Consider the following 12,076-nt stretch of genomic DNA (forward strand, 5'->3'; position numbering starts at 1 on the left):
GCCATTCTTTTAGGGAATTGTTTAAAAGAAGGGGGCTCTCCCATGAAAAGAATGGGCAAACACTGTCTTTTATTTTTGTTGATGCTGTGCATCCTGATGTATCCGCTCTCCGCCGTCCAGGCAGAAGCCTTGGAGGAGATGCCCTTTGACGTGAGTGCCAAAAGCGCACTTTTGATGGACGCGGACAGCGGGACCATCATCTTTGAAAAAGCGGCGGACGAAAAGCTGCCCATCGCCAGCGTCACCAAGATCATGACGCTCACTCTGTGTTTTGAAGCGCTGGAATCGGGCGCCGTAACCCTGGATCAGGAGGTCAACGTGTCCCAAAACGCGGCCTCCATGGGCGGCTCCCAGGTCTTTTTGGACGCCGGTCAGCCTTACAAGGTGGAGAATCTTTTGGAGTCCATCATCGTTGCCTCGGCCAACGACGCCAGCGTAGCCATGGCGGAGACCATCGCCGGCTCGGAGGAGGTGTTTGTGGAGCGCATGAACACCAAAGCCGCGGAGCTTGGCATGACGGGCACTCATTTTGCCAACTGCACCGGGCTTCCTCAGGAGGACCACTATTCCACAGCCAGGGATGTGGCTGCCATGAGTCAGGAACTCATCCAGCATCCGGATTATTTCAAGTGGAGTACCATTTGGATGGATGAACTGAGTCATGCCAAGGATGGACGGGTGACGGAGCTGACCAACACCAACCGCATGGTGCGCTTTTACGACGGCGCCGACGGCATTAAGACCGGTTCCACCGATGAAGCCAAGTACTGTCTCAGCGTATCGGCCAAACGAGGTGAATTCCGGCTCATCGGCGTGCTGCTGGGCTCGGAGAGCTCCGCCAAGCGCTTTGATGAGGCCACCAAGATGCTGGACTATGGCTTCGCAAACTATGAAACGGTAAGCCTCGGTCAAAGCGGCGAGATCAAGAATCAAAGCGTTGCCGTCAAAGGCGGCAGGGACGCACAGGTTCCCGTGGCCCTTGAAGGCGGCGAGACGGCTCTTCTTCGTAAAGGCACCGCCGATCAGGTCGAAAAATCCGTCAATCTGCCCGAAGTGGTGGAAGCTCCCGTTGTGAAGGGTGCAAAACTGGGCGAGATGATCATCACCCATGACGGCGAGACTTTGGCAAATCTTCCCATCGTCGCCGCCGCCGATGTGCCCAAAGCGGGCTATGGCGACATCTTGAAGAAGATTTTAAGCCGCTGGTAGAACCTGAGAAAACCATCGCGAAATTGACACCCCTCCGCCGCCTGTGGTAACATAAAGCGGTATACGGGAGGGGTGTTTTTATTGCGCGGAGAAGTGAATGAAAAAGGACATTTGGTATTCGGCGGCTGCGACACGGTGAAGCTGGCAAACACCTTTGGAACGCCGCTTTATGTGATGGATGAAGATTATATCCGGGATCGCTGCCGAGGCTATGTGCGGGCTCTAAAGGAAAACGGCCTTGAGGGTATGGTGGCCTATGCGTCCAAGGCTTTTCTCAACATGGCGATGGTAAAAATCGTAGCCGAGGAGGGCATGGGGCTGGACGTGGTGTCCGGCGGAGAGCTCTATACCGCCTACAAGGCAGGATTTGATCTTGCCAAGGTTTTCTTCCATGGCAACAACAAAACTCCCGAAGAGATCGCCTTCGCTGTGGAACACGGCGTGGGCCGCATTGTGATCGATCACTTTGCAGAAATCGATATGGTTGCGGATATTGCGAGGAAGCGCGGCAAGAACGTGAACGTCCTCATCCGGGTGAAGCCCGGTGTGGACGCCCACACCCACCATTACATTCAAACGGGCAAGCAGGACTCAAAGTTTGGCTTTGGTATCTCCGACGGCCAGGCCATGGAGGCAGCAAAGAGAATCATCGCTTCGGAGCATATCCATCTTGCGGGACTGCACTGCCACATCGGCTCTCAGATCTTTGAGCTCAAGCCCTTCGGCCTCACGGCTGAAATTATGGAGGATTTTCGGCTGGCCCTTATGAAGGAAACTGGGGAGCTGATGGAGGAAATCAATTTTGGCGGCGGCTACGGCATCCATTACACCGACGCCGATCATCCCCTCGATCCGTTGGAATATATCAAGGAAATTGCGGACGCCCTTAAAGCCCGCTGCGCCGAGCACGGACTTGCGCTGCCCCGGTTCATTGTGGAACCAGGCCGTTCCATCGTGGGTGAGGCTGGCATTACGCTGTACACCCTTGGTTCCATCAAGAACATCCCCGGAATCCGCACCTATGTGAGTGTGGACGGCGGCATGGGCGATAATCCCCGCCCCGCGCTCTATCAGGCGGAATATGAGGCGGTCGTGGCCAATAAGGCGAAGGCGGAGGCTGTACGCAAGGTAACGGTGGCAGGCCGCTGCTGTGAATCGGGCGATATGCTCATTCATGACATTGCACTGCCCGAAATCGAAGTGGGGGATATTCTCGCCGTTTTCTCCACCGGCGCCTACAATTACTCCATGGCCTCGAACTATAACCGACTGCCGGTTCCCGCCGTGGTGCTGGCTAAGGATGGCAGGGCGGAGCTTATGGTGCGCCGTCAGACCTATGATGATCTGCTTCACTATGATGAGATGCCTTCCTGGCTCTCGAAAGCGTAAGCCATGTTCAGCAGACTTTCCGATCCCCTGGGAATTTTATACACCATTCCAGCCATTCTGCTGGCCATGATGCTGCATGAGCTGGCTCATGCCCTGACCGCGGACAGACTGGGCGATCCCACGCCCAGGAATATGGGGCGCATTACGCTGGATCCCTTTGCCCATGTGGATTGGGTGGGACTTATCATGTTCGTCATCATGGGTTTTGGCTGGGCCAAGCCGGTCACGACCCGTCCCAGCAACTATAAGAATCCCCGGACGGGCAGCATTCTGGTATCGGTGGCCGGACCGCTGGCCAACTTCGTATGGGCGTTCATCTTTTATGGAATTTATGCGTTTTTGGTGCTGGTGGCGGGGGTGGCGCCTTCATCCATTGGCATGCGCATTCTGGGGCCCATGTATTCGGTAAATCTTATCCTCGCTATTTTCAATCTGATTCCCATCCCGCCGCTGGACGGCTATCATGTGCTCACCGCACTGCTGCCTCCAAAGAACATGAAGTTTCTGTGGACGCTGGAGCGCTATGGATGGGTCGTTCTCATCGTGCTCTCCTTTACCGGCATCTTTGGAACCCTTCTTGGTTACGTGATGGGCTTTATCGAGGGCACGGTGTTCGGCAACTTTTACACCTTCATCTTCTCTTTATTTGGGTGATGCTATGGATTATGTGGTAAAACTTCAGGATTTCGAAGGTCCGCTGGACCTTCTTTTGCATCTGATCGGCCGGGCCAAGCTGGATATTCATGATATCTTTGTCTCGGAAATCACCGACCAATATCTGGCGTCCATGAAAGGCGTTGAGGAGCTCGATATGGATACGGCCAGTGAGTTTGTGTCCATTGCGGCAACGCTTCTGCTCATCAAATCCCGCTCCCTCCTCCCCAGACCTCCGCAAATCACGGAGGAGGAGGAAGAGGATCCGGAAATCGCCCTTATCCGCCGTTTGGAAGAGTACAAAAAGTTCAAGGAGGCGGGGGAGCAGCTTCGTCCCTATGAGCAGGAATTCTTAGGCACCTACTTCAAGCTCCCCGAGGAGTTTCCCGAGCCCAAGGCCCAGCTGGATTTCACCGGCGTGACCATGGAGGACCTTTATGCGGCCTTCAAGGCCATTCTGGACAAAAAGGCTGCGCCGGAAGAGCCCGATAAGCCCCGGGAGATTCCCAAGGACACCTATACCATCTCCGGCCGGATGCGCCACATTCGGACCATGCTGGGCCGCGCCCGGGAAATCCGCTTCAGCGAGCTTTTTGAAAAGGATCGAAACCGCATGGAGGTGGTGGTGACCTTCATGGCCCTTTTGGAACTCATTCAAAAAAGCGAGGTATGGGTCCGGCAAAAGGAGCCCTTCGGTGATATTCTGCTTGGCCAAACCGCAAGGAGGAACGCATCATGAATCTTGACAGCGCAATGGAAGCGCTCTTGTTCGTGTCGGGCAATCCCCTCACTTTGGAGGATCTGGCCCAGGCGCTGGACGTATCCATGCTGGAGATCACGGCTGCCGCTCAGCATCTGCAGCAAAACTATGAGACGCGGCAAAGCGGCCTTCGGGTGCTGATCTTCGAGGACAAGGTGCAGCTGGCCACCCGCCCGGAATACGGCGAGGTCATTGAGCGCTGGCTTACCCCTCAAAAGCGCCAGGCACTGTCCCAGTCCGCCATGGAGACTTTGTCCATCATCGCTTACCGTCAGCCCATCACCCGGGCGGACGTGGAGGCCATTCGGGGCGTGAAGTGTGAATATGCACTGTCCGTGCTGCAGCGGCATAACCTGGTGATGGCTGTGGGCCGAAAGGATACCCTGGGCCGGCCGGTGCTCTACGGAACCACCGACGATTTTTTGCGGTATTTCAATCTGCGCACTTTGGAGGACCTGCCCGGCAGGGAGGAACTCATCAAGGCTCCCGGTGAAACTCCGATCCTGGAGGAACCGCCGGAAGAAGAACCGGAGCTGGCATAAATTTCATCTTTTCTTGGAAGAATAAGGACGATTCCCAATTGGAGGTGCGGCATGGGAGTGGTCCTTTTTGTTTTGTTCATTTTATATCTGGGGGTTTGCCTTTGGACCTCCACCATTGCCATCGAGATTTTTCTGAAACGAGATGAACGGGGTATCGGCGGCAGCTTCCACCTGGTGCTGTGGGAGTGCATACGCGTGCCTATCGGTCTGTCCCGGAAACGCAAAAAGCCCAAAAAGCCATCGCCCATGGGAGAACGGCTGAAAAAAGCATGGAAGCGCGAACTTGTAATGCTTTTGAAGGAAGCGGCGCTGGGCAAGCATCCCAAACTCCGCATCGGTCTTGTCGAGCTCAAGGCCGAGCTGGGTATCGCCGATGCGGCTAAAACTGCACTGCTGGTATCCGGCATTTCCAGCGCGCTTTATTCCTTTTTTGCGCCCTTTTCCCGGGTTATGGTGCACCGGCCCAAAATTTTCATACGGCCCAATTTCAACCAGGTTTGTCTCTACGGCCGATTCCATTGCATAATCGGCCTTTCCATCGGCCATATTATGATTGCAGGTATTCGGTTGCTGCGCGAGATTTGGAAAGGCAGGCGATTAAACAATGAACCCTCATCCTATCGAAAACATCATGAGGACGACCCTGGAGAAAATCCGGGAAATGATTGACGTCAACACCATCATTGGAACGGCGGTGCACACCGGTGACGGTACGATGGTAATCCCGGTTTCGAAAGTGGGATTCGGCTTTGTGGCTGGAGGCGGCGAGTACAACTATGAGCTCAAGCCCGCCAAATCCGAGCTCCCCGCGGGGATGGAATGGCCCTTTGCCGGCGGTACCGGTGCGGGCGTTTCCGTCAGCCCCATGGGTTTTCTGGTTGTGAGCAACGGGCAGGTCAAGGTATTGTCCATGACCCTGGATACACCCTACGACCGTATCATCGAGATGGTGCCCCAGGTAATCGATGAGATCAAATGTTTCATCAAGAAGGACAAGGAGCAGCCCCAAAACCCCCAGAACCAGGGCGCACAGGCGGCTCAGACCTCCGCAGGCACCGCTCAGAACCAGGCAAATGTTCAATATGGTGTTCCCCAGGACGAAAATTTCTAAAGAAAACGAAGTAAGCGGCCACCCATGTTTCATAGACTACTATGAAACCGGTGAGCCGCTTCTTTGTTTTTAAAAATATATTTGGAAAGGTGAAGGAAGTCATGAAGAAAACACTTGCCATTTTGGTGGCGCTTTTTACGTTTTTCCTTTATACTGAAATTGCTTGCGCCGCTCCCTCCTCATCGGCCCAGGCTTTCGCCGTGATGGAGGCCTCCACGGGGCGGCTTTTGTATGCGGGCAACGCCGACGCCGAACTGCCCATGGCCAGTACCACGAAGATCATGACCACACTGGTAGCTCTGGAGAACGGCGACCTTGATCAGATGATCACCGTACCCAAAAACTGTGTGGGGGTGGAGGGTTCGTCTCTGTACGTGAAGGAGGGAGAGGAGTATTCCCTCCGCGATCTGCTGTATGGGCTTATGCTGCGCTCGGGCAATGATGCCGCGGAGACCATTGCCGTGGGGCTGACGGGATCGGTGGACGGCTTTGTGGAACTGATGAACCAGAAGGCCGCAGAACTTGGCTGCACCGGCACCCATTTCGTCAATCCCCATGGGCTGACGGCTGAGGGGCATTACACCACCGCTCGTGATCTCGCCAAGATCACTTCCGCCGCCATGCAAAACGAAACCTTTCGGGAGATCACCGGGGCAAAAAGTTGGAAGATGACCACCGGCACCAATCCCAGGGTGATCAACAACAAGAACAAAATGCTCTGGGAATACGAGGGCGCGAACGGCGGCAAGACGGGTTATACATCCGCCGCAGGCCGGTGCCTTGTATCCACTGCCGAACGGGACGGCATGCAGCTGGTTTGCGTGGTGCTCAATTGCAGCCCCATGTTTGAAGATTCCAAGGCTCTTTTGGATGAGGCGTTTGCCAACTACCACTGGACAAAGGTGCTTGCAAGCGGCGAGACCATGGCCATAGCTCCCGTGGAAAATGGCCGGGGGGAGAGCAGCGTGCCCGCGGTGACGCAGGGTGAGGTATGGTTTCCTTTGCTGGATGGAGAAAAGGCAAGGCTGCGGCTGAACTATGATGTGGCTGAGGCCAGGGCACCTGTAAAGACAGGGGACAGCTTAGGCACCATCACCCTCACGTTGGATGAAGATCTTTCCGCAACCGTGCCCATGGCATCGGCGGCGGATGTGGAAAAAGAACAATTTGGCGATTATGTCAGAAAGGTAATGGGAGGATGGAAAATGTTCCAAAGCAGTCCGTGAGACTGCAAAAATTCATGGCGGATTGCGGGGTTGCTTCCCGAAGAAAGGCTGAAGAGATCATCAAGGCGGGACGCGTGCTGGTCAACGGTCAAAAGATCACCGAAATGGGCCGCCAGATCGATCCCGATAGGGATCAGGTGATGGTGGACGGGGTTGCCCTGAAGCGGCCCGGCGGTAAAAAGGTGTACATTGCCTTCAACAAGCCTCAGGGCGTTCTCAGCACCGCATCGGATGAGCGGGGCAGGCCCACAGTGCTGGACTATGTGGATGTTCCTGAACGCATTTACCCTGTGGGACGCCTCGATCTGGATACGGAGGGGCTCATTCTGCTTACCAACGACGGGGAGCTGGCTCACGATCTTACGCACCCCTCCGTGGGGATCGAGAAGGAGTATGAGGCCCTGGTGGGAGGCATCTTAACCCGGGCTCAGGCCGGCGCCCTGGAACGGGGGATCATGCTGGACGGCAGCAAGACCGCCCCGGCCAAAGTGGAAATCATCGAGATTCGCGAAGAAAAGACCCACGTGCGCCTTGTGATCCATGAGGGGCGGAACCGGCAGATCCGGCGCATGATGGACGCCGTGGGCCATCGGGTGCTCTTTTTGCGGCGGCTTCGGGTGGGCGGCATCCATGTGGGCCATCTGCATGTGGGTGCCTGGCGCCATCTCACACAGGCCGAAGTGGCCCAGCTCAAAAAAATGGTGGACAAGCATTAGCAAAAGTTTGCTAAATATTTGACAAAAAAATGGTTCCACCTTAAAATTGTATAAAAGGAAAAAGAACTTCCGCGTAGAATTATGAATTTGGTGCAGATTTTGAAATTTTTTAAATCACTAGATTTAATAATTGTAAATGGAAAGGTGTGGTGGCTGCATGGATAAACTCTTATACGGCCTAGGCGTAATGGCGATAGGCCTCGTTGTTGTTTTTCTAGGACTCATCATTCTCATCGGCCTTATCAAATGCCTCGGATTTTTGAAGGGCAAGGAGAAGAAACAGGAGGCGGCCGCGGCTACAGCAGCTCCGGCTCCTATGCCCGTTCAGGCTCCTGCTGAGGACAATGGCGCTGTGGTTGCGGCGATCTCCGCGGCCATTGCCGCTTACACGAACGGCGCGCCGGTGGTAATTAAAAAGATCAAGCGCAGCGGTCCCAATATGCTGCGGGTAAGAGCCTTCCGGCGGGATGACGCATTCGCACCGGAGTGGACGCAAAAGGAAGTGGGCAGCGTCATTCATCGCGGCAAGCCCAACATGCTGAAGGTTCGCCCCTTCGCCCGAAACGATGCTTTCGCACCGGACTGGACCCGAGAGGAAAAATAATTTTTCCATAGATTACCGGCAACTGAAGAGTAATTTTGAGGAGGAAAAGGCAAATGAGCAAAAAATACTTGATTCATGTGAATGGTACCCCATACGAAGTTGAAGTGGATGAGATGGCTGAAGGTGCAAAGGCGCCTGCGGCTCCCGCGGTTGTTCCAGCCGCCGCTCCCGCTCCCCAGCCTGCACCGGCACCCGCCGCTGCTGCTCCTGCTGCGCCCGCGCCCGCTGGCGCCGAGAACGTGACCTGCCCCATGCCCGGTACCATCCTGGCCGTGAACGTACAGCCCGGCGCTGCTGTGAAAAAGGGCGACGTGATGTTCATTCTCGAGGCCATGAAGATGGAGAATGAGATCATGGCTCCCCGGGATGGCAAGGTTGTCAGTGTCGGCGTTCAGCAAAACGCTTCCGTCAACCCCGGCGATCTGCTCGTGGTGATCGAATAAGAATATCGCCGGATCAAAAATACGACATGAAAGGGGTTGAACGGATTTGGAGAGCATTGATTTTTTCGGTACTTTAAGTGACCTTTGGGCCGATACCGGTTTCATGGGCTTCTTTCAGGGCACCAATTGGCAGTGCCTGGTCATGCTCTTGATCGGCTGCATTTTGATCTATCTGGCCGTCGTCAAGAAGTATGAGCCGCTTTTGCTGCTGCCCATCGCTTTCGGTATGATTTTAGCTAACCTGCCCGGCGCAAATCTGATGGAGGAGGGGGGACTCCTCTATTTCCTCTACCAGGGCGTAAAACTGGGCATCTACCCGCCGCTCATCTTCCTGGGCATCGGTGCTATGACGGACTTTGCGCCGCTCATCGCCAATCCCAAGAGTCTGCTTTTGGGCGCGGCGGCTCAGCTGGGTATTTTTATCACCTTCCTGGGCGCCCTGCTGCTGCAGTTTGAGATTCCTGAAGCGGCCTCCATCGGCATCATCGGCGGTGCGGACGGTCCCACGGCCATCTATGTGACCAGCAAACTGGCGCCCCATCTGCTTGGGCCCATCGCGGTCGCGGCCTATTCCTACATGGCTCTGGTGCCCATCATTCAGCCGCCCATCATGAAGGCGTTGACCACCAAGAAGGAGCGCATGATCGTCATGGAGCAGCTCAGGCCGGTCAGCAAGCGGGAGAAGATCATTTTCCCCATCATGGTGACCATCGTTGTGTCCCTGCTGCTGCCCTCCGCTGCTCCGCTGATTGGTATGCTCATGCTGGGTAACCTGCTCAAGGAGTCCGGTGTGACGGAACGCCTTGAAAAGACGGCGAAAAACGAACTCATCAATATCGTTACCATCTTCCTGGGCGTGACGGTCGGCGCCACCGCCAACGGCACCACCTTCCTGCAGTTGCAGACCATCCTGATCATTGTGCTGGGCCTTATCGCCTTCGCTTTTGGTACGGCTGGCGGCGTGCTGTTCGGAAAGCTTATGTGCAAGCTCACCCACGGCAAGGTCAATCCTTTGATCGGATCCGCCGGTGTTTCCGCCGTTCCCATGGCGGCCCGCGTTTCCCAGGTTGTGGGACAGAAGGAAAACCCCAAAAACTTCCTGCTCATGCACGCCATGGGCCCGAACGTTGCGGGCGTTATCGGTTCCGCCATCGCGGCTGGTGTGTTTATTTCCATGTTTGGCGGTTAATCATCGAATGAGAGGAGGAAATAGATTATGGGAAAACTAATGATCACGGATACCATTCTTCGGGATGCCCACCAATCGCAGGCGGCCACCCGGATGCGCACGGAAGAGATGCTGCCCATCTGCCCCCAGTTGGACCAGGTGGGATACTATTCCTTGGAATGCTGGGGAGGTGCCACCTTTGACTCCTGCCTGCGCTTTTTGAACGAGGATCCCTGGGAGCGGCTGCGGCTGCTTCGCGAGGCTCTGCCCAACACCAAGCTGCAGATGCTGCTGCGCGGTCAGAACCTGCTTGGATACAAACATTATGCCGATGATGTGGTGGATGCTTTCGTCAAGTACGCCATTAAAAACGGTATCGACATCATCCGTACCTTCGATGCTCTGAATGACCTTCGGAACATGGAGCAGGCGGTCAAGGCCACCAAGAAGTACGGCGGTGTGGCGGAAGTGGCCATCAGCTATACGGTCAGCCCTGTCCACACGCTGGAGTATTTCGTGAATCTGGCTGTGGATATCGAAAAGATGGGTGCGGACACCATCTGCATCAAGGACATGGCCAACCTGCTTTTGCCCTACGATGCCTATAAGCTGGTCAAGATGATGAAGGAAAAGGTGAATGTTCCCATTCACCTGCATACCCATAACACCACCGGCACCGGCGACATGGTCTATCTGAAAGCCGCCGAAGCGGGTGTGGATATCGTGGATACCGCGATTTCCACCATGGCCAATGGTACCTCCCAGCCCTGCACCGAGGCTCTCGTGGCAACGCTTCAGGGCACCGAATATGATACTGGCCTGGATCTGCAGCTGCTCAGCGAGATCGCCGCTTATTTCCGCGGCGTGGCCGACCGCCTGAAGACCGATGGCTTCCTCGATTCCAAGGTTTTGGGTGTGGACGTCAACACGCTGCTCTATCAGGTGCCCGGCGGAATGCTGTCCAACTTGATCAGCCAGCTCAAGCAGCAGGGCGCCAGCGACAAGCTCTACGATGTGCTGGCCGAAGTGCCGCGGGTCCGCGAGGATTCCGGCTATCCGCCGCTGGTGACGCCCACCAGTCAGATCGTGGGCACCCAGGCTGTGCTGAACGTGGTGACCGGCGAGCGCTACAAGATGGCTACGAAGGAATTCAAGGCCATGCTCCGGGGCGAATACGGCCGTCTTCCTGGCGAGGTCAACCCCGACGTGCGCAAAAAGGTCATTGGCGACGCGGAAGTTATCACCCATCGCCCGGCGGATGATATCGCGCCCGAGATGGAGAAATACCGCAAGGAAATCAAGGACGTCATGGCGCAGGAGGAGGATGTCCTCACCTGGGCTTTGTTCCCGCAGGTGGCGCCCAAATTCTTCCAGTATCGTCAGGAAAACAACTTCGGTGAATAATCGGCCAAATGAGCCCCTCCGTCAAACGAGGGGCTTTTTGTCCTATTTAGAGGGGGATGACTTATGCGTATTTTGGTAACAAACGATGACGGCATTCGAGCACCGGGCATACGTGCTTTGGTGGAACAGCTTGCGCCCAAACATGATATCACGGTGGTGGCTCCCGCGGAGGAGCAAAGCGCGAAATCCCATTCCATCACCATTCACACCCCTCTGATGGTCAGAAAGCAGGTATTCATGTCCGGCGTAACGGGCTACGCGGTGACGGGTACGCCCTCGGATTGTGTGCGCCTCGGTGTGCTTCAGCTTATGGAAAAACCGGACATGGTGCTTTCCGGTATCAACGCCGGCTCCAATATCGGCCTGGATGTGCTCTACTCCGGAACGGTATCCGCTGCCCTTGAAGGCGCCCTTTTGGGGTACCCTTCCGCGGCGGTTTCCTCCTTTACCAAGGATTGGGGCGCCTTTGATTTTGAACGCGCTGCAAAAGAATCGGAAATTTTGGTCAAATTGATCGAGGAAAAGAAGGTGGATGCGTCCATCGTGTTGAATCTAAATGTGCCATCAGTGCAAGATGATGCATATAAAGGCGTCAAAGTGGCTCCGCTGGACCTGGACCCGGCGACCCGGGAAAACTATGAAAAACGGATCAGCCCTGCGGGCGAGGCTTACTATTGGATGACATTCCAGGCCCGTCCCAATGGCCCGGACAGCTTTCAGCAGGGGGATCTATACCTGTGCCAGGATGGGTACAGCACCCTGACGCCTCTGCATTTTGATCTGACGCAGCATCGCGATCTTCCTGCATTGGAGGCCTGGGTTGAGGCCCGGGAGAATGAAGCATAGAGGT

At 55.5% G+C, this 12,076-nt stretch carries 14 protein-coding genes; all 14 read left to right on the forward strand.

Features of this window, described 5'->3' with window-relative positions:
* The first annotated feature begins 42 nt into the window (after positions 1-42).
* Positions 43-1,209 (forward strand): D-alanyl-D-alanine carboxypeptidase family protein, encoded by a 1,167-nt coding sequence (locus H8696_RS04900; protein WP_249315322.1) that lies wholly within the window; start codon positions 43-45, stop codon positions 1,207-1,209.
* A gap of 81 nt (positions 1,210-1,290) precedes the next feature.
* Positions 1,291-2,598 carry a diaminopimelate decarboxylase gene (gene lysA, locus H8696_RS04905; RefSeq protein WP_283244857.1) on the forward strand — a complete coding sequence of 436 codons (1,308 nt, stop codon included), beginning with the start codon at positions 1,291-1,293 and terminating at the stop codon, positions 2,596-2,598.
* Positions 2,599-2,601: 3 nt separating this feature from the next.
* Complete coding sequence (locus tag H8696_RS04910; protein WP_249315326.1) at positions 2,602-3,252, forward strand: site-2 protease family protein; 651 nt, start codon at positions 2,602-2,604, stop codon at positions 3,250-3,252.
* Positions 3,253-3,256: 4 nt separating this feature from the next.
* Entirely contained in the window at positions 3,257-3,991 is a 735-nt protein-coding gene (locus H8696_RS04915) for a segregation and condensation protein A (RefSeq protein WP_249315340.1), read from the forward strand.
* Positions 3,988-4,554 (forward strand): SMC-Scp complex subunit ScpB, encoded by a 567-nt coding sequence (scpB, locus tag H8696_RS04920; protein WP_249315350.1) that lies wholly within the window; start codon positions 3,988-3,990, stop codon positions 4,552-4,554. Before H8696_RS04915 ends, scpB begins: the two co-directional genes overlap by 4 nt.
* Before the next feature lie 51 nt (positions 4,555-4,605).
* Positions 4,606-5,223, forward strand: a complete 618-nt coding sequence (locus H8696_RS04925) for a DUF2953 domain-containing protein (RefSeq protein WP_249315352.1) — start codon at positions 4,606-4,608, stop codon at positions 5,221-5,223.
* Positions 5,216-5,665 (forward strand): GerW family sporulation protein, encoded by a 450-nt coding sequence (gene ytfJ, locus H8696_RS04930; protein ID WP_249315358.1) that lies wholly within the window; start codon positions 5,216-5,218, stop codon positions 5,663-5,665. The genes H8696_RS04925 and ytfJ overlap by 8 nt, the downstream gene beginning before the upstream one ends.
* 101 nt (positions 5,666-5,766) lie before the next feature.
* Positions 5,767-6,891 (forward strand): D-alanyl-D-alanine carboxypeptidase family protein, encoded by a 1,125-nt coding sequence (locus tag H8696_RS04935; RefSeq protein WP_249315361.1) that lies wholly within the window; start codon positions 5,767-5,769, stop codon positions 6,889-6,891.
* Entirely contained in the window at positions 6,864-7,607 is a 744-nt protein-coding gene (locus H8696_RS04940; protein WP_249315363.1) for a pseudouridine synthase, read from the forward strand. Before H8696_RS04935 ends, H8696_RS04940 begins: the two co-directional genes overlap by 28 nt.
* Positions 7,608-7,764: 157 nt before the next feature.
* A complete protein-coding gene (locus H8696_RS04945; protein WP_249315365.1) occupies positions 7,765-8,211 on the forward strand; it encodes an OadG family transporter subunit in 447 nt (148 codons plus the stop codon).
* A 53-nt stretch (positions 8,212-8,264) separates the two neighbouring features.
* The gene (locus tag H8696_RS04950) at positions 8,265-8,654 is read left to right on the forward strand and encodes a biotin/lipoyl-containing protein (protein ID WP_249315367.1); all 390 of its coding nucleotides are present in this window, start codon (positions 8,265-8,267) and stop codon (positions 8,652-8,654) included.
* A gap of 103 nt (positions 8,655-8,757) precedes the next feature.
* Entirely contained in the window at positions 8,758-9,843 is a 1,086-nt protein-coding gene (locus H8696_RS04955; protein WP_249315982.1) for a sodium ion-translocating decarboxylase subunit beta, read from the forward strand.
* Between the two features lie 27 nt (positions 9,844-9,870).
* Positions 9,871-11,226 carry an oxaloacetate decarboxylase subunit alpha gene (locus tag H8696_RS04960; RefSeq protein WP_249315369.1) on the forward strand — a complete coding sequence of 452 codons (1,356 nt, stop codon included), beginning with the start codon at positions 9,871-9,873 and terminating at the stop codon, positions 11,224-11,226.
* A gap of 63 nt (positions 11,227-11,289) precedes the next feature.
* The gene (gene surE / locus H8696_RS04965) at positions 11,290-12,072 is read left to right on the forward strand and encodes a 5'/3'-nucleotidase SurE (protein ID WP_249315388.1); all 783 of its coding nucleotides are present in this window, start codon (positions 11,290-11,292) and stop codon (positions 12,070-12,072) included.
* The last annotated feature ends 4 nt before the right edge of the window (positions 12,073-12,076 follow it).

Source organism: Gehongia tenuis (genome assembly GCF_014384795.1).
GTDB classification, from domain to species: domain Bacteria; phylum Bacillota; class Clostridia; order Christensenellales; family NSJ-53; genus Gehongia; species Gehongia tenuis.

Coding starts and splice junctions, on each gene's coding strand:
- H8696_RS04900 (WP_249315322.1), top strand. CDS start 43: ATGAAAAGAATGGGCAAACACTGTCTTTTATTTTTGTTGATGCTGTGC.
- H8696_RS04910 (WP_249315326.1), top strand. CDS start 2,602: ATGTTCAGCAGACTTTCCGATCCCCTGGGAATTTTATACACCATTCCA.
- H8696_RS04915 (WP_249315340.1), top strand. CDS start 3,257: ATGGATTATGTGGTAAAACTTCAGGATTTCGAAGGTCCGCTGGACCTT.
- scpB (WP_249315350.1), top strand. CDS start 3,988: ATGAATCTTGACAGCGCAATGGAAGCGCTCTTGTTCGTGTCGGGCAAT.
- H8696_RS04925 (WP_249315352.1), top strand. CDS start 4,606: ATGGGAGTGGTCCTTTTTGTTTTGTTCATTTTATATCTGGGGGTTTGC.
- ytfJ (WP_249315358.1), top strand. CDS start 5,216: ATGATTGACGTCAACACCATCATTGGAACGGCGGTGCACACCGGTGAC.
- H8696_RS04935 (WP_249315361.1), top strand. CDS start 5,767: ATGAAGAAAACACTTGCCATTTTGGTGGCGCTTTTTACGTTTTTCCTT.
- H8696_RS04940 (WP_249315363.1), top strand. CDS start 6,864: ATGGAAAATGTTCCAAAGCAGTCCGTGAGACTGCAAAAATTCATGGCG.
- H8696_RS04945 (WP_249315365.1), top strand. CDS start 7,765: ATGGATAAACTCTTATACGGCCTAGGCGTAATGGCGATAGGCCTCGTT.
- H8696_RS04950 (WP_249315367.1), top strand. CDS start 8,265: ATGAGCAAAAAATACTTGATTCATGTGAATGGTACCCCATACGAAGTT.
- H8696_RS04955 (WP_249315982.1), top strand. CDS start 8,758: ATGGGCTTCTTTCAGGGCACCAATTGGCAGTGCCTGGTCATGCTCTTG.
- H8696_RS04960 (WP_249315369.1), top strand. CDS start 9,871: ATGGGAAAACTAATGATCACGGATACCATTCTTCGGGATGCCCACCAA.
- surE (WP_249315388.1), top strand. CDS start 11,290: ATGCGTATTTTGGTAACAAACGATGACGGCATTCGAGCACCGGGCATA.